Consider the following 25,608-nt stretch of genomic DNA (forward strand, 5'->3'; position numbering starts at 1 on the left):
CGCCCAGGACCCGTACAGATGGACCGACTCCGTGTCGCGCAGACCACCGAACGTCTCGGCGACGCCAGGCTCCGGCCGGCGCGCCCGGAAATGCACGTGCTAATGCGACGGGAGAACGTCGGTGTACGATGAGCTCGGTCAATTGCAGATGATGTTGTCGCGTGCGGTGTCGCTTTTTGACTCATTCACTATTCATTCATCGACAGTCACGGAATCCGATTCGTAAACCCGTCCTGACGCGCCCATGATGGAACCTTGGTCACCCGGTTCCCGCGCCGGGTGAAGCCTTCTTGGTGGGGTCGGGTGGGCGATGGGCAGGAATTTCGCCGGTCGCGCCGGTTCGGCGCGGTGGATGGTCGTCGCGGGGCTGTGCCTCGGTGCGCCGCTGGCCGCGGGCATACTGGGCCTGGCCAGTGTCGGGGCGGCCGAGCTGGTCACCGGGATGCGGGCGCCGCGTGGCTGGGGCGAGCTCAGCGACGCCTTCGCGGTGGTCAACGGGATCTTCTCGGTCTTCGCCCTGATCGTGGTCGGGGCGACCCTCTGGGTGCAGTTCAACGAGCTGCGGATGCAACGTGCGGAATTGCGCATGCAGCGCGAGGCCGCCGAGCAGTCCCAGCGCGAATTGCACCGCTCGTCCGAGGCCGACGTGCGGGCGCTGCACGTCCATCTCGCCGAGCTCGCCATCGGCGACCCGGACCTCGCCGACGTCTGGTCGCGCTTCGACCCGAACATTCCGCCGCGGCGGCTCAAGCAGCTATTCTTCGCCAACCTCGTGCTCGGGCACTACAACCTGGTGTACCGCCTCGGCGACCGCGACGAGCAGTACCTGCGCGCGATACTGGCCGACCAGTTCCAGAACCCGCTGATGCGCGAGTTCTGGGCGATGGTCCGGGAATTCCGCCAGGCCGCCCGGCCGCCCGGCACGCCCGAGGGCGACTTCGATGCCCTTGTCGAGGCGGCGTACCAGGCGACCCGGCCCGAGTGGGGCTAGAAGTCGGGGATGTCCCGCTTCGCGTGCAGCAGTGTGTCGCGGGTGATGACGACGATGCGCTCGTAGCTCGCCACGCCGGCGTCGGGCGGGAGCATGCCGTGCAGCTCCCCGGTCATATCGGTGCCGATCACCGCGAACCGCCCGTCGGGCAGCTCGAAGATGTCGGGACAGCTGAGCTCTTCGCGGGAGCCTCGTTCACGAGGCGTGGAACCCAGACGGCGCATTGGCTGGTCAACTCGTCCTTCGTGGGTAGGCGCTGCAAGCCGCCAAAACCGAAAAAACGTACCATGTCCGCGCAATCAACAACAAATCAGGACATCGTCCAGATCTGATTGTCGGTGGCCTTGCAGTCCCAGATGATCAAGGGGGTGCCGGGTGCCGTGCCGCCGTTGGCGGCGTCCAGGCAGCGGTGCGACACCGGGTTCTCCCAGGTGTTGTTCGGGTGGCGGATCCAGCGCTGCGCCGGGGTGTTGTTGCACTTGTAGACCCACACCGCGTTGCCGTTGCCGGTGCCCGCGTTCTGCACGTCCACGCACCAGCCGCCGTCGGTGAGCAGGGCGGCGCCGGTGCTGAGGTCGCCCTGGACGCGGAAGTGCTGGTTCGATGCCTGTGCGTCGCAGTTGTCCAGGATCAGGATGACGCTGTTGCGGGTCGTGCGGAACTCGATGCACAGGCCCGACTGCTCGCCGTGCAGGCGGCCGCTCGCGGGCTGGGCGGGCGGCGGCGGGGGCTTCGGGGCGGCGCTGGCCGAGGTGGCGGCCGCCGACGGGGAGGAGCCGCGCGACGCGGCGGCCGAGGCCGAGCGGGTGCGCGACGCCGAAGCGGTCGGGGAGGACCCGTCGCTCGCGGAGTCGTCCGCCGACGGGGCGCCGGCCACGGCGGGCTCGGGCAGGCCGGAGACGTCCACGCCGGGGACGCGGCCGGGCAGGCCGTTGTCGTGCGAGCCGCCGGAGTTGCCGGAGCGCAGGATCGGGATGGCCACGGCGCCGGTGATGAGCAGGATGAGCACGGCGACCGCCAGGGCGCCGACCGGGAGACGCCGCCACCGGCCGGTGCGCCGGCGGGTGCCGCGGTAGTCCTCGGCGTCCTCCGGGTCCTCCTCGGCGACGATGGCGAACGCGGGGGCCACGTCGGCCACGGTCGGCGAGTCGTCCGCGGCCATCGTGGGGGGTGCGCCGGGCTCCATGAGCTCACCCTCGACCGTCTCCACGTCCTCCGGCTCCGCGGGAGCGGGAGCGTCGGAGTCGGCGGCGACGAGATCGGGGTCGTTCGTGACCGTCGGGTAGGAGTCGGTGCCGGGCAGTGTGACGATGAACTCCAGGTTGCGCGCGTCGCCGGCATCCGCGCGGGCCTCGCCGGCAAGGGTGCCGACCGTCGCCGGGTCGGGGATCGACGCGGTGGCGATCGCCGTCGGGCCGTCGGGGCGGCGCTGGTGCGGGATCGCCGGGATCGTCGGCTTGGTCGGCGTGAAGGGCTCGGGCAGGACCTTTGCCGCGGTCGAGGCCGCGGGCGGCACGCGGTGGCGGGTGCGCGAGGACTCCGCGGACGCCGAGTCGCCCGATTCGCCCGCGTCTTTCCCGTCTCCAGCGACGGACATGCCGAAACTCCCCCTGCAGTGGCCGGTATTGCCCGGAGCACCGTAGCTTGCGCGAGCAACAAAGCTCTACCGTCCATTGGTCCACATCCGGATGACGCGCGGTATGGGCGCGGCGCGTTGCGGTCGGCCGGTAAGTTTTCCCGCATGGTGCCAGAGGGCTGGGAAACGATCGTGGCGCAGCATACGGTGTGGGGTCGCGTTTCGGACGCGGCGACGCACCGTGACCGGGCCGTCGCGCTGGCCGGCGAGCTCGCCGCGAAGCACAGACAATCCGCCGAGGCGCTGGGCGACGATCCGTGGCAGGACAGTGACTTCGCCGCCCGCATGTCGCGGCAGGTGGCGCGGCTGGTCGAGCTGCTGCCGGACGACGTGTCGCTGACCGGCGACGAGGCGGTGCTCCTGGTTGCGGTACCGCTGCTGCACGACGCCCTGTGGGCGGGCCTTGCGGCCCGGGAGCGCGGCGTCGAGCCCGGCGACCTGGAGCCCTCCCAGGACGCCACGAGCGACCGGGCCGCGTTCGAGCGGTTCTCGCAGACGTATGCGCAGCCGCACCGGCGCGCCCTGGCCGCGATCCGCGCCGGGCGCCGGGAGACGGCGGCGGAGCTCGGGTGGTGGCTGCTGCACCGGTGGATCGGGCGGCGCCCCCAGGCGTACCGGCCGGACACCATCGCCGAGCTGACCGGCTTCGCGGCCGACCCGCGCACGGCGGAGATGCTGCGCGCGATCCGGGCCGACCCGGCGTTCCTCAACCGGCACGACCGGCCCGAGTCGCTGCTGTCGCGCCACGGCGAGGTCCGCGAGCGGATGGTCGCGTTCCTGCTGGCCATCGCGCGGGGGCTGGCGATCGAGGTGACGGTGATGCCCGAGGTCATCGGCGAGCACCTGGGCATCGGCGACCCGGTCACCGCGGGCCAGGTGCGCGACACCGTGCGCGGCGGGCACTGGGAGGCGCGCGGCGCCACGCTGGTGCTCAGCGCTGCCTGCGCGCACCCCTCGATCGAGGTGGCGCTGCGCGCGCACATCGACACGCTCAACCAGCTGCTGGCCGAGGCGCAGCGGGCGGCGGCGCGGGACGAGACGCTGGCGCCGCTGCGCAACCTGCCCAACCGGGCGGCGACCGACGACGTGGGCCCGCTGGTGCGCGACGGCGTGCCGGCATACCAGTCGGCCGGCGTGCGCTTCCGCCTCGCCGAGGACCGGGTGCGGGAGCTGCTCATGGGCGAGCAGCTGTACGGCGATCCGGCGCTGGCCATCCGGGAGCTGTACCAGAACGCGCTGGACGCCTGCCGCTACCGCGAGGCGCGCACCGAGTACCTCACCCGCGCGCACGACCGGACGCTGCCCTGGGACGGGCGGATCCGGTTCGTGCAGGGCGTCGACGAGCACGGCCGGGGCTACCTCGACTGCTCCGACAACGGCATCGGGATGGGCGTGCGCGAGCTCAGCGAGGTGTTCTCGCAGGCCGGCGTGCGCCTGGCGGACCTGCCGGAGTTCCTCGAAGAGCAGGCCGAATGGGGCCGCCTCGACCCGCCCGTCCAGCTGTACCCGAACAGCCGCTTCGGCATCGGCGTGCTCAGCTACTTCATGCTCGCCGACGAGCTGACCGTCGAGACGTGCCGGATGGGCCGCGACGGGCAGGCCGGCGAGCGGCTGCGGGTGTCGATCGCCGGCCCCGGCAGCCTGTTCCGCATCCAGGACCTCGGGCCGGGGACCGAGACCGGCACGACGGTCCGGCTGCACCTGCGCGAGGGGATCACCGTCGGCTCGGTCGAGGAGCTGCGCAAGCTGCTGTGGGTGGCCGAGTTCGCCACCGAGGCCAACGACGGCGTGCAGAGCCAGCACTGGGCCCCCGGCGAGCTGTCCACGGCGGCCTCCGCGATCGACGACGAGGACGAGGAGGAGGAAGGTGTCGGCGGCGGGTTCGTGGCCGCCGAAGGCTCGCGGGTGTGGTGGTGCAAGGGCAACGGCGCGCTGCTGGCCGACGGGCTCTACGCCGGCAAGGAGATCTTCGGCGCGGTGGTCAACCTCAACCGCGACCTCGCGCCGCGGCTGTCGGTCGACCGCACGAAGATCCTGGCGTACCGCGAGGACGACGTCGACCGCCTGCTCTGGGAGGCGGTCCCGGCGTTGACCGCCCCGGGCACGACCCTGCTGGGCTACGACTGGCTGTGCCGGCTCGCCCCGGTGCGCCCGCTGGTCGCCGACCTGATCTTCGAGCAGGCGATCGAGCGCGGCCACGGCAAGTGGGAGATGGACGGCGAGACCGTCGACGCCGCGATCACCGGCTGCTTCGTAGCCAACGACGGGCCGGTCGGAGGCCCGGACGAGCTGGTCGAGTGGCGGCTGACGGCGCTCGCGGCCGGCGGGCGCTATCGCAAGGTGCTCAAGCCCGGCCCGGACTGGCGCCGCGCGCTGCGCTCCCGGCCCTCGGACGCGCTGCTGCTCAGCGTCGACGTCGACGGCACCGGCCCGTGGCTGGACCCGGTCGACATCGTCCCGCTGGTGCACCTGGTGCGGGCCGCGCGCAAGACCGGACGCTCGGCGCCGGAGGTCGCGGCGCGGCTGTCAACGCTGGGCTTCGAGCCGTCGGTGGGCGCCGAGGCGGTCGGCGTCGACCCCGACGACCTGATCTTCACCAGCCGCGACGTGGACGGCACCCGGCCGTGGCTGCAGCCCGACCAGCCGGTGCACCTCGTGCACCTGCTGCGTGCGGCGCACAAGACCGGCCGGAGCGTGCACCAGGTGGTGGCGCGGCTGCGGCAGCTGGGCTTCGACGTGGACGTCGACGTCGACGTGCTGCCGCTGGAGCAGTTCGGGCCGAAGGACCTCATCATCGCCAGCCGCGACCTGGACGGCTCGCACCCGTGGCTCGACCCGCGCGAGCCGGTGACGCTGCTGCACCTGCTGCGCGCCGCGCACAAGGTGGCGCTGCCGGCCGACGAGACCGCGGCCCGCCTGGCGCTACTGGGCTATCCGCTCGACAGCGGCTGGGACTCGCTGGTCACCGAGCCCGACGACCTCGTGCTCATCTCCCGCGACCTGGACAGCACGTCGCCCTGGCTGGACCTGGCCGAGGAGGTCGCTCCGGTACACGTGCTGCGCGCCGCCGAGCGCACGTCCCGCCCGGTCGCCGAGGTGGCCGCGCGGCTGCGTTCGTTCGGCTTCCGGCTGGGCGGCAACCTCGACGCGATCGAGGTGGTCAAGCTCGAGCCGGAGGACCTGCAGCTGGCCAGCCGCGACCTGGACGGCTCGCAGCCGTGGCTGGACTCGTCGCGGCCGGTGCCGCTGATCCACCTGCTGCGCGCGGCCGAGTCGACCGGCCGCGAGGTGCGGGAGGTGGCGGCGCGGCTGGCGGCGTGCGGGTACCGCGTGGACATCGACCCGGACGCGATCCTCATCGACCACCTGGAGCCCGACGACCTCACCATCACCAGCGAGGACCTCGACGGGTCGGACCCCTGGCTCGACCCGATGAAGCCGGTGCCGACGATTCGCATCCTGCGCGCCGCGCAGCGGACCCGGCGCACCGTGCACGACATCGCCGCGCGCCTGACGTTCCTGGGCTACGCGGTGAGCCTGCACGGCGCCGGCCCGTCGCTGGACCAGGTGGAGCCGGACGACCTGCTCATCACCAGCCGCGACCTGGACGGCTCGCAGCCCTGGCTGGACCTCGAGGAGCAGGTGCCGCTGCCGCACCTGCTGCAGGCGGCACGGCGGGTGCGCCGGCCCGTGCACGAGATCGCGGCCCGGCTGGAGACGCTGGGGTACACCGTCGACGTGGACCTCACCAGCATCGCCGTTGACTCGGTGAAGCCGAACGACCTGCTGCTGGCCAGCACCGACCTGGACGGCTCCCGGCCGTGGCTGGACGCCTCGCAGCCGGTGCCGCTCAACCACCTGCTGGCCGCGGCGCAGAAGATCCGCAAGCCGATCGAGGAGGTCAGCACCCGGCTGCGGGCGCTGGGCTACTCCGTGCCGGACGTGGACACCCGGCTGCCGCGGCTACGCCCCGGCGGCGTGTAGGGCCGGCAGCAGCTCGGAGCGGGACCACTCGATGAAGTCGCCCTGGTGCTCGCCGCCGATCTGCAGCAGCGCGACGTGCGTGCACCCGGCCTCGACGAACCGCCGGACGGCCTCGACGTGCTTGTCGACGTCGGGGCCGCACGGGATCGCCGACGCGACGTCGTCCTCGGTGACGAACGTCGCGGCGGCGTCGAAGGCGCGCGGATCGGGCAGTTCGGCCATGACCGGCCATTGCAGGCCGAACCAGCGGAACTGGTCGACCGCCCGCTTGCGGCACTCGGACTCGTCGAGGCCGTAGCACAGCGCCACCTGTCCGTAGAACGGCCGGCCGGGGCGGCGCAGCGACGCGTCGGGCTGCACGACGACGACCCCGTCGGCCCGGTCGGCGAGCTCCAGCGACTCCGGGCCGGACACGGCCACGACGATTGGCACGCCGTCGGTCGGCACGTCCCACAGCCGCGCCTCGGGCACGTCGTAGAAGGTGCCCGAGTGGCGCACGGACTCGCCGGCCAGCAGCGGTTCGATGATCTCCATCGCCTCGGCCAGCATCTCGTGCCGCTGGGTGCGGTGCGGCCAGGCGCCGACGACGTGCTCGTTGAGGTTCTCACCCGCGCCCAGGCCGAGCGTGAAGCGGCCCTGCGACATGACCCCGATCGTCGCGGCCTGCTGGGCGACCACCGCCGGGTGGTACCGCCGGGTCGGGCACGTCACCATCGTCATGAGGTCGATCTCGTGGGTGGCGTAGGCCGCTGCGCCGAGCACCGACCAGGCGAACGGCGAGTGGCCCTGCTCGCCGAGCCACGGGTTGTAGTGGTCGGAGACCGCCGCGAAGTCGAAGCCGGCCTGCTCGGCGCGCACCGCGTCGTCGGCGAGCTGCGTCGGGCCGGCCTGTTCGCACATCATCGTGTACCCGAAGTTCACCATGCCCGTGCGGTACCCGCTGTGGCCTGGCTTACGCAGTTGTCGACCGCGCGCCAGCCCATGGGACAGAATTGATCGATGTCTCCCTATTGGCCGGTGGTGCGGGACCGGGTGTTCGGCCGAGTCCTGCCCGGCCTCGCCCTCTCCGCGATCGGCGACGGGATGAGCGCGGTCGCGATCGGGTGGCTCGCGGTGCAGTACGCGCCGCACCACCAGCGCGGCCTGTGGGTGGGGCTGGCCATCGCCGCGTACACGCTGCCGGGCGCTCTCGGTGCGATCGTGCTCGCGCCGCTGCTGCGCGGGCGGGGCGGCGCGCACCTGGTGGCCCTCGACGCGCTGCTGCGGGCGGTGTTCCTGGGCGCGGTACCACTGCTGGCGGCCTTTGACGCGCTGACCATCGGCCGCTACGCCGCCCTGCTCGCGGGCTCGGCGCTGCTGTCGGCGTGGGGCTCGGCCGGCCGGTACACGCTGGTCGCCCAGGTGCTGCCGGCCGACCTGCACCTGCCGGCGAACGCGCTGCTCACGCTGATCACGGAGGCCTCGACGGTGGCCGGGCCGATCCTCGCCGGGCTGCTCATCGGCGCGCTCGGCGCCCCGGCGGTGCTGGCCGTGGACGCCGCGACGTTCGCGGCGCTGGCGGTGTGCTTCGCGGCGGTGCGCGCGCGAGCCCCGCTGCCGAGCCCGGAGCACCGCTCGGCGGGCCTGGCGACCATCTGCCGCGACCGGGAGCTGCTCGGCCTGACCGTGCTGTCGTTCTGGTTCTTCCTGCTGTTCGGGCCGCTGCCGGTGGCGATGCCGCTGTTCGCGTCCTCGGCGCAGGAGATCGGCATGCTGTACACCTGCTTCGGCATCGGCGCGGTCATCGGCGCGATCGCCACCGGGCACCTGCCGCGGCTGCCCCTGTGGCCGGCCACCATCGGCTCGGTGATCGCCTTCGGGCTGCTGCTCATGCCGCTGGGCATGGGCCTGCCGCGCTGGGCGGACCTGCTCACGCTGGCGCTGGCGGGGCTGGCCTGGTCGCCGTACCCGGCCACGAGCGTGTCGCTGTTCCAGCGCGCGGTGCCGGCCGAGCGGCTGCCGCCGGTGCTGGCCGCGCGCGGCGTCGTGCTCGTGATCTCCACGCCGCTGGGCACGCTGCTGGGCGCGCCGCTGGTGCAGGCGGCCGGCCCGGCGGCGACGCTCGTGGCCTGCGGTGCGGCCACGGCGGCGCTCGGGCTGGTCGCGGTGCTCGTCCGGCTGCGCGCACGGGCGGGGCTGGGCGCCTACGCCACGTCGTCCAGCACGCTGCGATAGGAGCAGAGGCGGCGGGTGTACTCCCGCAGCGTCCGGATGGCGACGTCGATGTCCTCGGTCAGCACGTCGGGCAGGTCGATGAGCAGGCGCCGGCCGTCGACGGTGCCGTAGCCGCTGACCTCGAACGCGCCCTCGCGCACCCATACGTCCACGCCCAGGTCCACGGTGGTGCGCTCGTAGCGCAGCACCACCCCGACCAGCGCGAAGGCCGCCTCGCCGGGCCCGAAGCGGCCGATGAGCTCCCAGTGCAGCGGGCGGTGCGTGGCGGCGATCTGCTGGCCGTACCGCTGGAAGTCCTCGCACGCCTCGTTCAATGCGCCGAGCAGCGTGGCGGCCCCGCTCGATCTCGCATCCATGGTCATCCTCCTGCGGCTCGATAGGCGGCTCCCACCTGGGTCGGGGTGGTGCCGTTGCTGTAGAGGCCGGTGTCGCCGGACTTGCTCGTGTACAGCAGGAACCAGCTGTAGCGCTCGACGTAGGACAACCCCTGCAGCATCGCCGTGGAGCTGTTCACGAACGCCACCTGCTGGTCCGTCGACGGGTAGACGGTGCCGTTGTCGAAGCGCATCAGCGCGTACTCGGTCAGCCAGATCGGCAGGTGGTAGCGGTTGTACACGTTCTGGATGTACGACTTGAGCTGGTTCGCGGCGTTGGCGGAGAAGTCGCCGCCGTACCAGTGCAGGGTGATGAAGTCGACCCGGTAGCCCCGCTGCTTGATGCCGGTCATGAACTGGTCGAACCAGCCGCCGGGGGTGTCGGCGCCGTAGGCCGGCGCCGGGCTGCCCAGCCGCATGCCGGTCGCCTGCAGCTGCGGCCACAGGTCGAGCACCTGCTGCGGGCTCATGTTCGACTGTTCCTTGAGGTCCGGCTCGTTGAACGCCAGCAGCGTCTTGCCGTTGGCCTTCGCCTTGGCCAGGTCGGAGGCGACGTTGCCGCCGCCCCAGACCATCGGCACGAACTCGACGCCGGAGACGTTCGCGACCGGGCTGGGCGACCAGTCGTAGTACCAGCCGGCCTTCACGTCCCGGATCGCCGGTGCGTTGTTCGAGCCGAACTTGTCGTTGGTGCTGACGCCCTTCTTCGCGCTCTTGGTCGCCGGCGGCAGCGCCGCCACGGTGGTCTTGGACGGCGTCGGGCTCGGCGGCGTGCTGCTGGGCACCGCGCTCGGCGCGGCGGCACTGCCGACCGGGGGCGGCGGCGCGGCCGACTCGGACGCGGCGGCGGTCACGGCGGGCTTCTCCTCGCCCTGCGTGGCGACGTACACCGCGCCGGCGGTCCCGGCGATGGCGACGGTCGCGGCCAGGCCGACCAGCGCCGGCTTGGAGGCGGCGACCCACCCGGTGATCATCGCCTTGAGCCCGCCGGCCTTGACGGTCGCGACGGTACCCGTGATCGCGCCCGTCGAGCCGCCGGCGAACGTCATGGCGGCCAACGCGGCGGGCACCGGCACCATGGCGATGCCGGCCAGCAGCCGCTCGGCGGCGATCATGTCGATCCAGGCGCGGTCGCACTGCCGGCACTCGCGGGTGTGCCGGGCCAGGCGCTTGCGCCACAGCGCCGTGGGGCGCCCGTCCCAGCTGTGCAGCACCCCGTTGAGCTCCGGGCAGCGGGGCCGGGCGGCCAGCGCCCGCACGACCGCCCGGGCCGCGTCGAGCTGCGCCTTCATCCGCTGGATGCGCACGGCCGCGTGCTGGCGGGTCAGGTGCAGCGCCTCGACGACCTCCTCGCGGTCGAGCTGCCCGGCCGCCTCCAGCCACCACAGCGACAGCAGCTCGCGGTCGTCGTGGTCGAGCCAGCGGGTGGCCTCGGCGACCTCCTGGCGCTGCCCGGACAGGCGCAGCCTGGTGATCGCCAGGTCGGCGAAGTCGGCGCCGGGGTCGGCGGTGTCGGTCGGGTCGGCCCGGTCGCCGACGAGCGGCGCCTGCACCTGGCGGCGGTGCCGGTCGCGGACCTGCGACATCGCGATCGCGACCGCCCAGGAGCGGAAGCTGTCCGGCTCGCGCAGCCGGGGAAGGCCGTCGACGATGCGCAGCATCGTCTCCTGCACGACGTCGTCGACGTCGGCGTGCCCCTGCAACGCGCGCCCGACGATGTTGTAGATCAGCGGGAGGTACTCGCCGACCAGGACATCGAGTGCCCGCTGGTCGCCGCCCCTGGCCGCGATCACCGTCGCCGTGCTCATCAGCGCCTCCTGTCGAACTTATTCAGGAGACGTGGGCACGCCGGGTCAATAACAAGTTCGAGAAAACTACTTTCCGTGACGGACCAAATCCGGCACTTGCCGTTGTGGCTGCTGGGCCCCGGCGGGGCGGGTGGGGCAGAATGCTTGCTCGTGACGACCTCGATTCACCAGCGCATCGCGGAAGAGCTCGGCGTCAGGGAGCGGCAGGTGGCCGCGGCGGTCGAGCTGCTCGACGGCGGGGCCACGGTGCCATTCATCGCCCGGTACCGCAAAGAGGTAACCGAGATGCTCGACGACGCCCAGCTGCGGACGTTGGAGGAGCGGCTGCGGTACCTGCGGGAGATGGAGGAGCGGCGCGCCGCGATCCTCGAGTCGATCCGCAGCCAGGGCAAGCTGGACGAGGCGCTCGAGGCGCAGATCATGGCGGCCGACTCCAAGGCCCGCCTCGAGGACATCTACCTGCCGTACAAGCCCAAGCGGCGCACCAAGGCCCAGATCGCCCGCGAGGCCGGGCTCGAGCCGCTCGCCGACGGGCTGCTCGCCGACCCGACCGTCGACCCGCTCGCGGCCGCGGCCGTGTTCGTCGACGCGGAGAAGGGCGTCGCCGACGCCGCCGCGGCGCTGGACGGCGCGCGGGCCATCATCGTCGAGCGCATGTCCGAGGATGCGGACCTGATCGGCGACCTGCGCGAGAAGATGTGGGCGCAGGGCCGGTTGGTGTCGAAGATGCGCGAGGGCAAGGAGAGCGACGGCGCCAAGTTCGCCGACTACTTCGACTTCAGCGAGCCCTACACCAAGCTCCCCTCGCACCGGATCCTCGCGATGTTCCGCGGCGAGAAGGAGGAGATGCTCGACCTGGTGATGGAGCCGACGCAGGACCCGGAGGCGCCGTCGCTCTACGAGCCGGCCATCGCCTCCCGCTTCGGCATCCGCGACGAGGGCCGCGCGGGCGACAAGTGGCTCAGCGACACCGTCCGCTGGGCGTGGCGCACCCGCATCCTGGTGCACCTCGGCATCGACCTGCGGATGCGGCTGTGGCAGGCGGCCGAGGAGGAGGCGGTGCGCGTCTTCGCCGCCAACCTGCGCGACCTGCTGCTCGCCGCGCCGGCCGGCACCCGCTCCACGATGGGCCTCGACCCGGGCTTCCGCACCGGCGTGAAGGTCGCCGTCGTCGACGCCACCGGCAAGGTGGTCGACACGCACACGATCTATCCGCACGTGCCGCAGAACAAGTGGAACGAGTCGATCGCGATCCTGGCCGCGCTGTGCCAGAAGCACAAGGTCGAGCTCATCGCGATCGGCAACGGCACCGCCTCCCGCGAGACCGACAAGCTCGCCGCCGACCTCGTCAAGCAGTTCCCGCAGCTCAGCGTCGTGAAGGTGATGGTGTCCGAGGCGGGCGCGTCGGTGTACTCCGCCTCCGCCTACGCCTCGCAGGAGCTGCCCGGCCTCGACGTGTCGCTGCGCGGCGCGGTCTCCATCGCCCGCCGGCTGCAGGACCCGCTGGCCGAGCTGGTCAAGATCGACCCGAAGTCGATCGGCGTCGGGCAGTATCAGCACGACCTGTCCGAGATGAAGCTGAGCCGCTCGCTCGACGCGGTCGTCGAGGACTGCGTGAACGGCGTCGGCGTCGACGTCAACACCGCGTCCGCCCCGCTGCTCACCCGGGTCTCCGGCATCGGCTCCAGCCTGGCCGACGCGATCGTCGCGCACCGCGACGCCAACGGCCCGTTCCGCAACCGCCGCGCGCTCAAGGACGTCGCCCGCCTCGGCCCGAAGGCTTTCGAGCAGTGCGCGGGCTTCCTGCGCATCCCCGACGGCGACGACCCGCTCGACGCCTCCTCGGTGCACCCCGAGTCCTACCCGGTGGTCCGCCGCATCCTGTCGAGCACCGGCGGCGACATCAAGACCCTCATCGGCAACGGCTCCGCGCTCGGCCGCCTCAAGCCGGCCGACTTCGTCGACGACAAGTTCGGCCTGCCGACCGTGACCGACATCCTCAAGGAGCTCGAGAAGCCCGGCCGCGACCCGCGCCCGGCCTTCAAGACCGCCGAGTTCGCCGAGGGCGTCGAGAAGATCTCGGACCTCACCCCCGGCATGCTGCTGGAGGGCGTGGTCACCAACGTGGCCGCGTTCGGCGCCTTCGTCGACGTGGGCGTGCACCAGGACGGCCTGGTCCACGTGTCGGCGCTGTCCCGCACGTTCGTCAAGGACCCGCGCGAGGTGGTCAAGCCCGGCGACATCGTGCGGGTGAAGGTCCTCGACGTCGACATCCCGCGCAAGCGCATCTCCCTCACCCTGCGCCTCGAGGACGAGACCGCCCCCGCACCGCGCGAGGGCGGCGGCGGACGCCCCCGCGGCGAGCGCCCCGACCGTGGCTCCGAGCGCGGCTCCGGCGGCGGCGGAGGCGGCGGCGGCCGCCCGCGCGGCGGCGACTCGCGAGGTGGCGGCGGTGGCGGTGGCGGTGGCCGGGGCGGCAACCGCGACAACCGCGACTCGTTCGCCGGCGGCGGCGCACTGGCCGACGCGCTGCGCCGGGCCGGCCTGGACAAGGGCCTCGACGCGCTGAAGGACCAGCAGCCTAAGCAGCGCCGGAAGTAGCCTTCAGCCGCCACACCCGCGTGCGCATGACGTCCCCGTCCTCCTCCAGCTCGGGCCGGACGGGGACGTCGTACGCGGCCAGCTCCTCGAACAGCCGCTCCGGCAGGAACCCGCGCCCGGGATCCCCGACGAGCGCCTCTGCCCCGGCGCCGCGCAGCACCTTCAGTACCGATTGGGCGACGCTGGCCGAATAGAACACGTCCCCCGCCACGATCACGTCGGCCGGCACGAGCCCTTCGGCGGTTTCGAGCTCGACCCCGTTGCGCCGCCCGTTGCGAACGGCGGCCTCGAGCGCCGCGGCGTCGGTGTCGACGGCCGTGACCCGGCTCGCACCGGCCAGCGCCGCCGCGATCCCGACCAGCCCCGACCCGGCCCCGAGGTCCACGACGCTGCGCCCCCGGACCACGGCCGGGTGATCGAGCAGGTACCTCGCGAGCGCCACCCCGCCCGGCCACGCGAACGACCAGAACGGCGGCGGCGTGTCGCTGCGGTACCCGCCGGTGGCGTCGAAGAGCCGCACCCCGGGCGGGGCCAGCTCCAGCTCGATCTCCGGCAGCACGCGGCCGACTGTATTACGCCGCCGACTGTATTACGGATATGTCGGGCGCTGGCGCGCCCGACATATCCGACATTTCATTGATTTAACGGTTGATGTTAGCAATCTCGTAGGAGATCGTCCTCGCGGGGCCGCGCGGTGAACCGTCTACTGTGGTTGGGCAACCCCGCACCCCGCCCAGCCCCGCCCGCCCGGAGGTTCGTCGTGGATTGGCCCCCGTTCCTGCAGCTCAGCGTGCCCGTCACGCTGGCGGTGTGGGTCGTGCTCACGGCCGTCACGCTGTGGCGGTCCCGCACGCGGCTGCCCGAGCCGGGCGCCGAGGCGACCACCCCGCCGGGTGAGGAGCCGCCGGCGGTCGTCAGCCTCATGGTCAACCGCTGGCGCTCCGACGAGGACGCCATCGACAGCACGCTGCTCGACCTGGCCGCCCGCGGCTTCCTGGAGCTGCGCCAGCCCGGCGAGGACCCGTCCGAGACCACGGTGCGGCTGCGCAAGGGCGACGGGCGGAGCCTCACGCCGTACGAGCAGCAGGTCCTCGAACGCGTCCAGAAGCTCTCCGTCAACGGGGAGGCGTCCCTGACCAGCCTGGCGTTTCGCAGCTGGGCGGAGGCGCGGCGCTGGCGCGGCACCTTCTACCGCGCGGTCATCGAGGAGGCCCGCAACCGCGGGCTGTCCCGGCCGCGGCTGTCCCGCCGGACCAAGCGCGTGATGCTGGGCGCGGCGGTGGTTCCCGCCGGGTGCATGTTCGCGACCTGGATGTGGGCCGCCTACAAGCTGAACGCGGGATTGGCCGACCAGATCACCGGCTCGCTCATCGCGGCGAGCGCGGTGTTCCTGGCCATGTACTTCGCGGTCGAGCTGCGCTGGAGCGACCAGAGCACGCCGGAGGGCGCGCGGATCGCGGCGGGCTGGCTCGCCTACCGGGCGCACCTCGTGGCGATGGAGGGCGTGACCGACCTGGCCCCGGCGGACGTCGCCTCGTGGGGCCGGGAGATGGCGTTCGCCTCGGCGCTCGGCGTGCTGCCGACCGAGGAAGCCCTCATGCGGTCGCGGGTCACCCTCTGATGGGCCGGGCCTGCTCCTGAACGAGGATCAGGCCTGGCCGCGCAGCAGCAGCGTCAGGAACTCCGCGTTGGACTGCGTCTTGGCAAGGCGCTCCAGCACCTGTTCCGTGGCCGACTGACCGCTGGCGCCGAGCGCCTTGCGCAGCCGCTGGACGGCGAGCAGCTCGTCCGGGTGCAGGATCACGTCGTCGCGGCGGGTGCTCGACCCGTCGACGTCGATCGCCGGGTAGACGCGGCGGTCGGCGAGCTTGCGGTCGAGCTTGAGCTCGGCGTTGCCGGTGCCCTTGAACTCCTCGAATATGACGGTGTCGCCGGTCGAGCCGGTCTCCACCAGGGCGGACGCGATGATGGTCAGCGAGCCGCCGTTCTCGATGTTGCGCGCGGCGCCGAGCAGGCGCTTGGGCGGGTAGAGCGCGTTCGCGTCGATACCGCCGGTCAGGATGCGCCCGGAGGCCGGGGCCGCGTTGTTGTACGCCCGGCCGAGCCGGGTGATGGAGTCGAGCAGCAGGACCACGTCGTGGCCCAGCTCGACGAGCCGCTTCGCGCGCTCGATGGCGAGCTCGGCGACGCCGGTGTGCTCCGCCGCGGGGCGGTCGAACGTCGAGGCGATGACCTCGCCCTGCACGGAGCGCTGCATCTCGGTGACCTCTTCGGGCCGCTCGTCGATCAGCAGCACCATGAGGTGGCACTCGGGGTTGTTGTGCGCGATGGCATTGGCGATCGCCTGCAGCACCATCGTCTTGCCGGCCTTCGGCGGCGACACGATGAGCGCGCGCTGGCCCTTGCCGATCGGCATGACCAGGTCGATGAGGCGGGCGGTGAGCTGACGAGGCCCGGTCTCCAGGCGCAGGCGCTCCTGTGGGAACAGCGCCGTGAGCTTGCTGAACTCCGGACGGCTGCGGGCCCACTCGGGGTCGTTGCCGTGGACGGTGTCGAGCCGGGTGAGGGTGCCGCCGTTGGCGCTGCCCGTCAGGGCGTCGCCGTGGCGCAGGCCGTAGCGGCGGACCATCGCGGCCGGGACCGTGACGTCGTCCGGGCCGGGCAGGTAGCTGTCCACCCGCAGGATCATCTTGTCGCGGTACACGTCGGCGATTCCGGCGACGTCGCGCGCCTCGCCCGAGGTGGGCGGTTGGGGCTGGTTGGCCGGGCGGCTGTGATCCCGGTTGCGCTGGGCGGAGCGGGTGCGCCGCCGGCCCTGGCTCTGCGCCGAGGGGTTCTGCTTGGGGGTGCGTTCCAACACTTCAGTTGGGGCCATATGCGTCCTCCTAAGGACTGTGCGGCCATGGGAAGCGGATCTCCGGGTACGCGTGCCTGACGATCCTGCCTGCGCTGCTTGCGATGGACTGCGTGTGCGGTGGCCGCCTGGCTTCCTGCGCGAGAGCGTGACACGCGGTGGCGAATGGCGTCCCCGGGAGGCAGATTGCCGACATCCGCGGGACTGGCTCGACCGTAACCCGAACAACAACCAGGGGCAAGTCCCGCCGTGGCGTGGCGCGCCCGCTCGGTGTGCCGGGAGCTGGCCTCCCGCGACTTCGCGTACGCCGGCCGAGCCACGTTTCCGCGGACCGCCGACGCGGTATGAGTTGAGTTGTGGACCTTCGCCTGACCGTCGACCTGCCGCGGGACCTCGACCGCATGAACACTCTCCGGCACGTCCTCGACGGGGCGTTGACCGGACTGGGCGTGGCCGAACAGGCTCGGACAGACATCGCCCTCATCGTCAACGAGACATGGGCGAACGTGATCGCTCACGTGCGAGTCGGTGTGGCGTTTCAGGTCCGGGCGACCATCGACGAGCGGTGCTGTGTGATTGAAGTCACGCACCCCGGCGAGGCGGCCGTCGAAAACATCAACGCTCTGATCGCCTCCGGACATTCCCTCCGGGTCGTGCGCTCCCTCGCCGATGAGGTCGACGTGGACAGCGACGGCCTGCTCATGAAGGTCACCAAGAAGCTATGACCGAGTTCGCCGCTCTGGCCACCCCCGCCCCGGACGGCACGGTCACCGTGACCGCGTCCGGCGAGCTCGACATGACCAGCGCCCCCGAGCTGATCACCGTCCTGCGCGAAGCGATCCGCACACACGGCCCATCGCGCGTCGACCTCGACCTGACCGGGGTGACCTTCATGGACTCGACGGGACTGCAGGTCCTGGTGGCCGCGAACACGGACGTCGGCGGCGGCCTGCACATCACCGGCACCAGCCCGGCGGTGCACCGACTGCTGCAACTCACCGGCGTGCTCGAGGAATTCGGGCTGCCCCCCGGTCGTTCTAGCTAATGCACGACATCACCATTGAGCAACCGGACAGTTCCCGCGCCGGCACCTGGACAGGAGTTATCTGGACCACAGCAGGGAGTTGCCGGCAGGAGGTTCCACCATGGAGTCCACGTTCGAAGCGGTTCGCGCCGAAGCGCTCTTCGCCTCCACGCTGCAGATGTCCCAGTGCCCGGTCGACGCCGACGTGCGCGCCGCCGTGACGAGCACCCTGCGGCGCATAGGCGTGCAGGGCTGCGCGGCCCGTATGGCCACCGAGTTCGGCGATCACCCGGAGTGCGCCATGACCCGCATGGGCTGGGCGCTGCGGATGACCCGCCACGCGTATGCCGACTCGTGCACGCCCGAGATCTTCATCGAAACCCGGGCGGCCGTGGCCTGAGCACCACCCCGCCCCTCTTCGGCGGCCGTGAGGCGCTGAAGAGGGCCTGGACACCGCAAAGCCCCCGCCGAGGTTTTCGGACGGGGGCTTGCTACTCCTTCGGCCGTGAAGCGGGTCTCGGCCTACGACTTGGGGTAGTGTCAGACCGCGCGGATGTTGTCGGCCTGCGGCCCCTTCTGGCCCTGCGTGATCTCAAACTCGACCTTCTGACCCTCGGTCAGCTCGCGGTAGCCGGTGGCCTGGATCGCCGAGTAGTGCGCGAACACGTCGGGTCCACCGTTGTCCTGCGAGATGAAGCCGTAGCCCTTCTCCGAGTTGAACCACTTCACCGTGCCTGATGCCACGTGTAACTCCTTAGCGACGGCGCCCCGACCCGCACCTCACGGATCAATGTTGAAACGGCACACGCCACGGTGGAGACGGTAGCTTGCGCGCTGTAAAAACGCAGCCCCGGTATCGCGATGCGGACCCGATCGACTACCAAACTGAAATGCACACCCGAACCTTGCAGACACTCAGCGTATTGCCCTACTGAACGGTCAGTGATATAGCGACCGTCGTCTACGCCCGCCTCTCGCGCAGAGCGTAGAGATCTAGTACAGTCGGGTCAGCTCACCTCGTCCGAACGGTTATGTTTGGGCGCGGGGCTCCGTCCAGCAGCGGCGGTCCGGCCCCGGTGAGCCCTCGCAGGTCTTGCACCGGCACTCAAGAAACGGGTGCCGAGAGCGACTCCCGACCGGCGTTGGCGGCGCTTGCCCTCCTTACCTTGTTCCGGCCGCAGCACCCGTCTGCGCCCAGGCCGCCGCCGGTCACCCGCACCAGAAGGGTCGAATCCGTGACCGTCTCCATCGACCGTGCCATCGATCTGGCCATCGCCGAGCACGCCCCGCACACCCACGCGAGCGGCGAGCACGGCTCGAGCACCACCACCCGCGCCACCGACGCGCAGGCCCGGGCGCTGCTCTCCCTGATGACCGACCTTCCGGCGGGCGCCGACCGCGACCGAGTGCGCTCCCGGCTGATCGAGCTGTACATCCCGCTGGCCGAGTACCTCGCCCGGCGCTTCCGCAACCGCGGCGAGCACTTCGACGACCTGGTCCAGGTCGCCAACCTGGGCCTCATCAAGTCCGTCGACGGATACGACCCGGGCCGCGGCGCGGCGTTCACCAGCTACGCGATCCCGATGATCGTCGGCGAGCTCAAGCGCCACTTCCGGGACAAGGGCTGGGACGTGCGCGTGCCCCGGCGACTGCAGGAGCTGCGCCTGGAGATCAGCAAGGTCTCCGGCGACCTGGCACAGGACCTCGGCCGATCGCCGACCGTCGCCGACCTCGCCGCCCGCCTCGACGTCTCCGAGGAGGAGATCATCGAGGGGCTGGACTGCGGCCAGGCGTATCGCGCGCTCTCGCTCGACGCCCCCGCCGGCGACAGCGACGACCCGGGCGCGGCCGGCCTCGGCGACCTGCTCGGCGCCGAGGACCCGGACATGCGCAACGTCGAGAACCGCGAAGCGCTGCGCCCGCTGCTGGCCAAGCTGCCGGAGCGCGAGCAGAAGATCATCGCGATGCGCTTCCACGGCAACCTGACCCAGTCGCAGATCGCCGCGGAGCTGGGCATCTCGCAGATGCACGTGTCCCGGCTGCTGGCCGGCGCGCTGCGCACGCTGCGCACGGAGCTGAGCGCCATCACCGAGTAGCACGCGCCGCAAAGCGAACGCCACCGTCCCGCTGCCGGGGCGGTGGCGTTCGCCGTATGGCGGAGGCCGAAAACCGTCAGCATCCGCGTCTTGTCACGGTCGGTGCCTATACGAAGAATCCGAAAAGTCGGATCTCAACGCGTTCGAGGTGAGAGCATCAGCTCGAGGCGACGATGCTCGGATGCGACAGCACGAAGTCCTGGACCGTGTTGCCGCGCACCGACGCCAGCAGTGCCAGGGTCGTCTCGTCCAATGCCTCGGCGCCGGGCTGCTCCGTGGAGGCATGGAAGCTGCCGTTGTTCGTCTTCAGCGTGAGCATGCCGTCGCCGTTGATGCCGCGCATCGCGAAGATCCAGTCGTCCAGGCCGATCGGGCCGGTGTCGATGGTCATCGAGTGGCCGATGACGTCGAGAACCTTGTTCAGCGTGCTCGGGCTGCCCAGGACGTCCTTGCTCGCGATCTTCTTGAGCAGCGCCTTGATGAACTGCTGCTGGTGGCGCTGCCGGTCGTAGTCGCTGTTGGGCAGGGTCTCGCGCTGGCGGACGTAGTCCAGGGCCTGCCAGGAGGCCAGGTGCTGGTATCCGACCTCGTAGACGGCCGGCGTCACGCCCTTGATCGGGATCAGCTGCGTGCCGCCGTTGGGGGCCTCCTTCTGCTCGAAGGGGACCTTCTGGTTGCCGTGCGCGTCGTATCCGATGTGCACGGAGACAGTGCGCTGGTCGACGTACATGTCCACGCCGTCCAGGACCTTCACCACCTGCTGGAAGCCGACGAAGTCCACGATCGCGGCCGCGTCGAAGGAGATGCCCCAGTTCTGCCTGATGGTGTTGGCGAGCAGCGTGGTGCCGTGCTTGCGCTGGTCCTTGCCGGTCAGACCGTAGCCGCCCTCGGCGAACGCGCCGTTGATCTTGTCCTTGCCGCCGTTGTAGGTGCGTTTGCCGTTGGTGTACTTGGGGATCGAGACCCAGGTGTCGCGCGGAATGGAAATGAGGAACGCCATGTCGTGCGACGCCGGGATGTGCAGGATCAGGATCGAGTCGGACCGGATCGCCTCGGTCGGGTCCTGGTTGGGACGCGGGTCGATGCCGATCAGCAGGATGTTCTTCGGGCCGCTCACGCTCACATGCCTGTCCGGCTCGCCGGGCAGCAGGTCCTCGCGCTGGACGCTGCGCGTCGCGAAGCCGAAGACCGCGTCCTTGACCACGAACGCGCCGCCCGAGGCGATCATCATCAGCGCGCCGAAAACCACGAGCAGCCGGGCCCAGGCGGGGTCGCGCCGACCACGGCCCTTCCGCCGGGTGTTGCCCTTCGCCAATGCCCCACTCCTGCCTGTCCGGTCAAGAGGTGAACCATCACCATCAGTTACAGGGATGACGCCGCAAAGGACGGTACCTGGGCGACGCGATATCGTCACCTCCCAGCGGACCGATGCGCCGACCGATACGGAGCGTGCTTGTGGTGACGGTGATGCGTCCCGGGACCGACGACGGCGTGTCGGACGGGGGCGCGACGAACGGGCGCGCCGGGCTGGGGCCCCGCGCCGTGCGCGCCGTCATCGCGCTCGGGCTGGCCTGGGTGGTACCGCTGATCACGCACCCGCTGCGCCTGGACGTCCTGCTGCCGTTCCTCGTCCTCGCCGGCACGATGGCGATCCAGCGCGGCGCCACCGGGCTCGTCGACCGCTTCGTGCTCGCCTGCGCACAGCTCTTCGGCGCCGCGTGCGTGTTCGGCCTGGCCATGACGATGTGGCCCGGGCACCTCAAGCCCACGCTCGTCGCCGGATTCGCCCTGAGCGCACTGGCCCTGATCGCCGCGGCCACCGGCCGGCTCGAGCTCGCCCCGCGCCCGGCGACACCGGCGCGGCGCACCCGGCGCCCGGCCGACGCGCTGACGGCGCTCGCCACGGCCGCCGTCGCCGCGATCACGCTGGTGCCCTACGTCGCCCGCGACCTCGGCGGCCGGCTCGGCCTGCCGCTCGCGGGCGAGGACATCGCTCGGCACTACCTGCTGTACGACGTCATCGGCCGGACCGGCGGATACCTCTTCATGCGCCCCGAGGCGCTGCGCCCGTTCGTGCCGGACGAGGAGCTCAACGGCATCGCGAACTACCCGCAGGGGCTGCACTTCGCCTACGCGGTGCTGGGCCGGTTCGTCGCCTCCACGACCGGGCAGACGTCGGCGTCCGCCGCCGTGGACGTCATGGTGTGGCTGCTGGTGGGCACGTTCCTGCTGCTCGCGCTCGCGATCCTGTGGGCCGTGCGGCGCATCGCCGGGCCCGGCACGTCGGCCGCCCGGCTGCTGCCCGTCCTGCTGGTCGCCGGCGCCTGGCTGGTGCTCGGCGACCCCGTGACCATCCTGTCCCGCGGCTACCCGAACGAGCTCGCGGGCCTCGCCTGCGCGGCCGTGCTCACCGCGCTCGTCGTGCGCCCGCTGCCGCGGCTCGGCGAACAGACCGTGACGGTCGCGCTGCTGCTCGTGGGGCTGTCGTTCAGTTACCCGCTGTTCCTGGTGTACGGCGGGGTGGCCGCCCTGTGGTGGATTCGCCACGCCCGGCTGTGGCGCTTCTGGTGGGGCTGGCTGGCCGCGGCCGTCGTCACCCTCATCGCGGCGATCGGCCCGCTCACGGCGGCGTCGGCCTCCGGCGGCTCGCAGCTGCTGCTCAACGGCACGGCCCGCGTCGTGGACCGGCCCGCCACCCTGGTCCTGCTGGGGCTCGCGGTGTTCGCGGTGCTCCTGCGCCGGGGCATGCGCGCGCCGAGCCACCGAGCCGCGCTGTTCGCCCTCGCCGTCGCGTTCACGCTCGCCGCCGGCCTCGGGCTGTACCAGACGGCGACGATCGGTCACCCGGTGTACTACTTCGACAAGCTCCTGCACCTGCTGATCGTGGTCTGCCTGTGCGCGCTGGGCGGGCTCGTCCGCTTCCTGCCGGGCGTCGGCGTGGCCCTGCGGGTCGCCATCGCGCTGCCGATCGTGGCGGGTCTGGCCGTCGCGGGTGGCGAGTGGCACACCACCCCGGTCGCGCCGGGCGTCAAGCTGGCACTGGGCAAGGATCGTGGCTCTCCGGAGGCGGCCCGCGACGCACTGCTGATGTCGCGGATGTTCCCCGACGGCGGCGGAGCGGTGAACGTCGACCTGATGGGCAGCCCATGGCGCAACTGGTCGGCCACGCTCGGCGCCGCGGCGCTCCAGCACAACTACCGGTACTTCCCGGCGTGGTCCGGCCTGCTGTACCCCGGATCCGCGGGCAAGGCCAGCACCATGGACGACCTGGACCGCCTGGTGCGCGAGAGCCCGGTGCCGGTCCGGTTCTTCGTGCACGACCCCGAGGCGAGCCTGCTCGTCGTCGATGGAGACAAGCCGCACCGGCCGAACGTCCGGCCCGGTCAGCCGCTCCCCGTGGCGTTCGGCGACCCGGCGGCGCCGACGAACATCGCGGCCGCCCGCGCACTAGCTGCGAAATATCCGACGAAAGTGCAGGTCGTGTACGCTACGCCAGCGAACCCATAGGACTCCGTGTGGTGGCGCAGCACCGCAACCGAGACGGATTGGTCATCGTGCAAAGACCCCAGGTCAGCGTCGTCATTCCCACCCGCAACCGACCCGAGCTGGTGGTGCGCGCCGTCAGGAGCGCTCTGGCGCAGACCCTGCAGGACATAGAGGTCGTGGTCGTCATCGACGGCCCTGACCCGGCGACCATCGAGGCGCTCGCGGCGATGGGCGACGAGCGCATCCGCCCCGTCGAGCTGCCGGCCTCCGGCGGCGCGCCCAACGCCCGCAACCGCGGCGTGGACAACGCGCGCGCCGACTGGGTCGCGTTCCTCGACGACGACGACGAGTGGCTGCCGGAGAAGCTCTCCACCCAGCTCACCCGGGCGCGGGAGTCCGGCGTGGCGCTGCCGATCGTGGGCAGCCGGCTCTACATGCGCACGCCGCGCGCCGAGCTCGTCATGCCGCGGCGCGTGCCGGCACCCGGCGAGCCGATCAGCGAGTACCTCGCCGTGCGGCACGGCCTGTTCCACGGCGACGGCTTCATCCAGACCTCGACGATCATGGCGCCGACCGCGCTGCTGCGGAAGGTGCCGTTCGCCGACGGCCTGCGCCGGCTGCAGGAGCTGGACTGGACGCTGCGCAGCCTCCAGGAGAACGGCGTCGACCTGATCTACGCCGAGGAGCCGCTCGTCATCTGGTACGCCGACGAGAACCGCCCCCGCATCAGCTTCGACGCACCTTGGAAGCAGTCGCTGCAGTGGCTGCAGGAGACCCGCCCGCGGGTCACCCCGCGCGCTTACGCGGCCCTGGCCATGAGCGTCGTCGGCTCGATGGCCGCCGCCAGCCGCAGCCCGCGGGTCTTCTTCGACCTACTGCGCGAGGCGCGCCGCTACGGCAAGCCGAGCGTGACCGACTACGTGACGTTCCTGCAGGTCTGGCTGGTGCCGGCCGGACCGCGGCGCGTCGTGCGCGACTTTTTCCTGAGCCGGCGGCGCACCCGGGCGAACGAAGGATGACCGGGTCGAAGGCCCGCGTGGCGGGTGCCGTCGCGGCGATCGTGGTCGCGCTGCTGGCGGGCGTCCTGGAGTACACCCGGACGGACTCGATCGGAGAATCGGCGGAGGCGTTCGCGGCCGGACTGATCGCCATGGCCGTGGTCGGGCTGGCGCTGAGCCTGCCGGGCATCACGCTGCAGGGCCTCGTCCTCGGCGGGCTCTTCGTGCTCGCGGGCATCCTGACCTGGACCGCGACCCAGAAACCCGGGATCATCTGGGCGGTACTCGCCGTCGAGGTGGTCGTCTTCGCGGTGTGGGCCTGGCCCTGGATGCGCTCGCTGCGATCGCTGCCCCGCCTGGGCTCGGCGTGGCTCGGCCTCGCGTACTGGTTCTTCGGCATCCTCGGCGCGGTCTTCGTCGCGCACTGGAAGGTCGCCGGCCAGCGCGTCGCCTACGCCGGCGTGTTCACGCTCGCCGTCCTCGCCCTCATCGCGCTCAACACGACCGCGAAGCGCCGGGGCCGCGACCTGTCCGTCGGCATCGCGGCGGCGATCCTGCTCGGCATCGCCGCGCTGCTGCTCGTCGGCTCCGGCAGCCTGTTCGACAACGTCCACGCCATCCCGGACAACGCCTCCGCCCGGCTGATGGTGAACCGCTTCTGGGGCGGCCCCGGCCTGTACTACCACCCGAACTCGCTCGCCGGCCTCATGGCCGTGGCGGGCATCCGGATCGGCTTCGACCGCACGATCGCCGTCTGGCAACGCCTCGGCGTCGGCGCGCTCGCCGCGCTCGTGCTCTCGATCAGCGACTCGCGCACCGGCTTCGTCTTCGCCGCCGCGGCCGCCGTCGTGCACCTCGGGCTAGCTCTCCTTCGCCGCAACGACGACATCGAGCGCCTCCCGTCCCGCAACGGCTGGCTGGCGGTCGCGACCCCGTTCGTCGTGCTCGCGATCGTGGTCACGCTCGGCGGCGGGTACAAGTTCCTGCTGCGCGACCGGTTCGACAACCAGGGCGGCGACGTGACGAGTGGGCGTACCGACACGTGGCGCCAGGTCTGGGTGGACTGGAAGCACGCGGGATGGGCCGAGAAGGCCTTCGGCGACGCTCGCACCTCGCGCGCCGTGGTCACCCGCATCAACGACGGCAACCCGGTCGAGGGCCCGCGCCGCCAGCTCAACACCGACAATGCCGCGGTCGGCGCCTTCCGCCGCGGCGGCGTCTTCGGCGCCGCATCCTTCATCCTCGGCCTCGCCCTGCTGCTGTGGCACGCGGTCCGGCGCCGGCCGGACGGTTCGCTGCCTCCCGCGTGGTACACGATCGGCGCCCTCGCCGTCGTACCGACCATCGCGACGGAGGACTGGGTGATCGGCGGCACGAACGGGGCGATCTGGCTCCTGCTGGCGGCCGGCGAGGCCTGGACCCTGCTCCAGCGCCGCAGCGACTCCCCCGCCGACGAGGCGACCCCAGCTCCCGCGCCCGCAGTGAGCTGACCCGGCCCGGAGTCCGACAAGTCGGGCGCTGGCGCGCCACGACTTGTCGGAA

20 protein-coding genes and 1 pseudogene are annotated in these 25,608 nt (G+C 71.8%); 12 read left to right on the forward strand and 9 right to left on the reverse strand.

Features of this window, described 5'->3' with window-relative positions; translation table 11 throughout:
• The first annotated feature begins 310 nt into the window (after positions 1-310).
• Entirely contained in the window at positions 311-991 is a 681-nt protein-coding gene (locus ABD901_RS40680) for a DUF6082 family protein (RefSeq protein ID WP_345135859.1), read from the forward strand.
• Here the strand turns inward: ABD901_RS40680 and ABD901_RS40685 are convergent.
• Positions 988-1,215, reverse strand: a complete 228-nt coding sequence (locus tag ABD901_RS40685) for a hypothetical protein (protein ID WP_345135861.1) — start codon at positions 1,213-1,215, stop codon at positions 988-990. The genes ABD901_RS40680 and ABD901_RS40685 overlap by 4 nt on opposite strands.
• An 86-nt stretch (positions 1,216-1,301) precedes the next feature.
• Complete coding sequence (locus tag ABD901_RS40690; protein WP_345135862.1) at positions 1,302-2,588, reverse strand: ricin-type beta-trefoil lectin domain protein; 1,287 nt, start codon at positions 2,586-2,588, stop codon at positions 1,302-1,304.
• A gap of 144 nt (positions 2,589-2,732) precedes the next feature.
• Here ABD901_RS40690 and ABD901_RS40695 point away from each other — a divergent pair, with 144 nt between their 5' ends.
• Positions 2,733-6,611, forward strand: a complete 3,879-nt coding sequence (locus ABD901_RS40695; protein ID WP_345135864.1) for a wHTH domain-containing protein — start codon at positions 2,733-2,735, stop codon at positions 6,609-6,611.
• On the opposite strand, the gene ABD901_RS40700 is transcribed toward ABD901_RS40695, so the two are convergent.
• A complete protein-coding gene (locus tag ABD901_RS40700) occupies positions 6,591-7,535 on the reverse strand; it encodes a TIGR03557 family F420-dependent LLM class oxidoreductase (RefSeq protein WP_345135865.1) in 945 nt (314 codons plus the stop codon). The genes ABD901_RS40695 and ABD901_RS40700 overlap by 21 nt on opposite strands.
• 75 nt (positions 7,536-7,610) lie before the next feature.
• Between ABD901_RS40700 and ABD901_RS40705 the strand changes: the two genes are divergently transcribed.
• On the forward strand, positions 7,611-8,825 hold the full coding sequence (locus tag ABD901_RS40705) for an MFS transporter (protein WP_345135867.1): 1,215 nt from the start codon (positions 7,611-7,613) through the stop codon (positions 8,823-8,825).
• Here the strand turns inward: ABD901_RS40705 and ABD901_RS40710 are convergent.
• Together ABD901_RS40710 and ABD901_RS40715 are read right to left on the reverse strand one after the other, a co-directional pair.
• Positions 8,795-9,181, reverse strand: a complete 387-nt coding sequence (locus ABD901_RS40710; RefSeq protein ID WP_345135869.1) for a hypothetical protein — start codon at positions 9,179-9,181, stop codon at positions 8,795-8,797. The genes ABD901_RS40705 and ABD901_RS40710 overlap by 31 nt on opposite strands.
• A gap of 2 nt (positions 9,182-9,183) precedes the next feature.
• Entirely contained in the window at positions 9,184-11,007 is a 1,824-nt protein-coding gene (locus ABD901_RS40715; protein WP_345135871.1) for a sigma-70 family RNA polymerase sigma factor, read from the reverse strand.
• Between the two features lie 150 nt (positions 11,008-11,157).
• Between ABD901_RS40715 and ABD901_RS40720 the strand changes: the two genes are divergently transcribed.
• Complete coding sequence (locus ABD901_RS40720) at positions 11,158-13,608, forward strand: Tex family protein (RefSeq protein ID WP_345135873.1); 2,451 nt, start codon at positions 11,158-11,160, stop codon at positions 13,606-13,608.
• Here the strand turns inward: ABD901_RS40720 and ABD901_RS40725 are convergent.
• Entirely contained in the window at positions 13,589-14,167 is a 579-nt protein-coding gene (locus ABD901_RS40725) for a class I SAM-dependent methyltransferase (protein ID WP_345135875.1), read from the reverse strand. The two genes, ABD901_RS40720 and ABD901_RS40725, sit on opposite strands and share 20 nt — an antisense overlap.
• A gap of 201 nt (positions 14,168-14,368) precedes the next feature.
• Here ABD901_RS40725 and ABD901_RS40730 point away from each other — a divergent pair, with 201 nt between their 5' ends.
• Positions 14,369-15,229 carry a DUF2207 family protein gene (locus tag ABD901_RS40730; RefSeq protein ID WP_345135876.1) on the forward strand — a complete coding sequence of 287 codons (861 nt, stop codon included), beginning with the start codon at positions 14,369-14,371 and terminating at the stop codon, positions 15,227-15,229.
• Between the two features lie 27 nt (positions 15,230-15,256).
• Here the strand turns inward: ABD901_RS40730 and rho are convergent.
• A pseudogene (gene rho, locus ABD901_RS40735) lies at positions 15,257-16,423 on the reverse strand (transcription termination factor Rho); the annotation flags it as partial.
• A 395-nt stretch (positions 16,424-16,818) separates the two neighbouring features.
• Here rho and ABD901_RS40740 point away from each other — a divergent pair.
• The 3 genes from ABD901_RS40740 (at position 16,819) to ABD901_RS40750 (ending at position 17,886) form a co-directional block, all read left to right on the forward strand.
• Positions 16,819-17,187, forward strand: a complete 369-nt coding sequence (locus ABD901_RS40740; protein ID WP_345135877.1) for an ATP-binding protein — start codon at positions 16,819-16,821, stop codon at positions 17,185-17,187.
• On the forward strand, positions 17,184-17,507 hold the full coding sequence (locus ABD901_RS40745; protein WP_345135879.1) for an STAS domain-containing protein: 324 nt from the start codon (positions 17,184-17,186) through the stop codon (positions 17,505-17,507). Before ABD901_RS40740 ends, ABD901_RS40745 begins: the two co-directional genes overlap by 4 nt.
• 100 nt (positions 17,508-17,607) lie before the next feature.
• Positions 17,608-17,886, forward strand: coding sequence for a hypothetical protein (locus ABD901_RS40750; RefSeq protein WP_345135881.1), 279 nt, complete (start codon positions 17,608-17,610; stop codon positions 17,884-17,886).
• A gap of 140 nt (positions 17,887-18,026) precedes the next feature.
• Here the strand turns inward: ABD901_RS40750 and ABD901_RS40755 are convergent, their stop codons facing one another.
• Positions 18,027-18,230: a cold-shock protein gene (locus ABD901_RS40755; protein WP_190251213.1), complete on the reverse strand. Its 204-nt coding sequence runs from the start codon at positions 18,228-18,230 to the stop codon at positions 18,027-18,029.
• A 491-nt stretch (positions 18,231-18,721) separates the two neighbouring features.
• Between ABD901_RS40755 and ABD901_RS40760 the strand changes: the two genes are divergently transcribed.
• Positions 18,722-19,582, forward strand: coding sequence for an RNA polymerase sigma factor SigF (locus tag ABD901_RS40760; protein WP_380137155.1), 861 nt, complete (start codon positions 18,722-18,724; stop codon positions 19,580-19,582).
• 157 nt (positions 19,583-19,739) lie between these two features.
• On the opposite strand, the gene ABD901_RS40765 is transcribed toward ABD901_RS40760, so the two are convergent.
• Positions 19,740-20,897 (reverse strand): LCP family protein, encoded by a 1,158-nt coding sequence (locus ABD901_RS40765; RefSeq protein ID WP_345135884.1) that lies wholly within the window; start codon positions 20,895-20,897, stop codon positions 19,740-19,742.
• Positions 20,898-21,049: 152 nt separating this feature from the next.
• On the opposite strand from ABD901_RS40765, the gene ABD901_RS40770 reads away from it, so the two are divergent.
• From ABD901_RS40770 to ABD901_RS40780, 3 genes are read left to right on the forward strand one after another with little or no spacing between them, the layout of a single operon-like run.
• Positions 21,050-23,089, forward strand: coding sequence for a hypothetical protein (locus ABD901_RS40770; RefSeq protein ID WP_345135886.1), 2,040 nt, complete (start codon positions 21,050-21,052; stop codon positions 23,087-23,089).
• A gap of 47 nt (positions 23,090-23,136) precedes the next feature.
• Positions 23,137-24,087, forward strand: a complete 951-nt coding sequence (locus ABD901_RS40775; protein ID WP_345135888.1) for a glycosyltransferase family 2 protein — start codon at positions 23,137-23,139, stop codon at positions 24,085-24,087.
• Positions 24,084-25,556 (forward strand): hypothetical protein, encoded by a 1,473-nt coding sequence (locus tag ABD901_RS40780; protein WP_345135890.1) that lies wholly within the window; start codon positions 24,084-24,086, stop codon positions 25,554-25,556. Before ABD901_RS40775 ends, ABD901_RS40780 begins: the two co-directional genes overlap by 4 nt.
• The last annotated feature ends 52 nt before the right edge of the window (positions 25,557-25,608 follow it).

It is taken from the genome of Dactylosporangium darangshiense (assembly GCF_039537565.1).
In the GTDB taxonomy this organism is placed as follows: domain Bacteria; phylum Actinomycetota; class Actinomycetes; order Mycobacteriales; family Micromonosporaceae; genus Dactylosporangium; species Dactylosporangium darangshiense.

What these genes read in the sequence shown, in the direction of transcription:
- ABD901_RS40685 (WP_345135861.1), bottom strand. Translation starts at nt 1,215, where the DNA reads ATGCGCCGTCTGGGTTCCACGCCTCGTGAACGAGGCTCCCGCGAAGAG.
- ABD901_RS40700 (WP_345135865.1), bottom strand. Translation starts at nt 7,535, where the DNA reads ATGGTGAACTTCGGGTACACGATGATGTGCGAACAGGCCGGCCCGACG.
- ABD901_RS40705 (WP_345135867.1), top strand. Translation starts at nt 7,611, where the DNA reads ATGTCTCCCTATTGGCCGGTGGTGCGGGACCGGGTGTTCGGCCGAGTC.
- ABD901_RS40710 (WP_345135869.1), bottom strand. Translation starts at nt 9,181, where the DNA reads ATGGATGCGAGATCGAGCGGGGCCGCCACGCTGCTCGGCGCATTGAAC.
- ABD901_RS40750 (WP_345135881.1), top strand. Translation starts at nt 17,608, where the DNA reads ATGGAGTCCACGTTCGAAGCGGTTCGCGCCGAAGCGCTCTTCGCCTCC.
- ABD901_RS40715 (WP_345135871.1), bottom strand. Translation starts at nt 11,007, where the DNA reads ATGAGCACGGCGACGGTGATCGCGGCCAGGGGCGGCGACCAGCGGGCA.
- ABD901_RS40780 (WP_345135890.1), top strand. Translation starts at nt 24,084, where the DNA reads ATGACCGGGTCGAAGGCCCGCGTGGCGGGTGCCGTCGCGGCGATCGTG.
- ABD901_RS40680 (WP_345135859.1), top strand. Translation starts at nt 311, where the DNA reads ATGGGCAGGAATTTCGCCGGTCGCGCCGGTTCGGCGCGGTGGATGGTC.
- ABD901_RS40770 (WP_345135886.1), top strand. Translation starts at nt 21,050, where the DNA reads ATGCGTCCCGGGACCGACGACGGCGTGTCGGACGGGGGCGCGACGAAC.
- ABD901_RS40745 (WP_345135879.1), top strand. Translation starts at nt 17,184, where the DNA reads ATGACCGAGTTCGCCGCTCTGGCCACCCCCGCCCCGGACGGCACGGTC.
- ABD901_RS40690 (WP_345135862.1), bottom strand. Translation starts at nt 2,588, where the DNA reads ATGTCCGTCGCTGGAGACGGGAAAGACGCGGGCGAATCGGGCGACTCG.
- ABD901_RS40695 (WP_345135864.1), top strand. Translation starts at nt 2,733, where the DNA reads ATGGTGCCAGAGGGCTGGGAAACGATCGTGGCGCAGCATACGGTGTGG.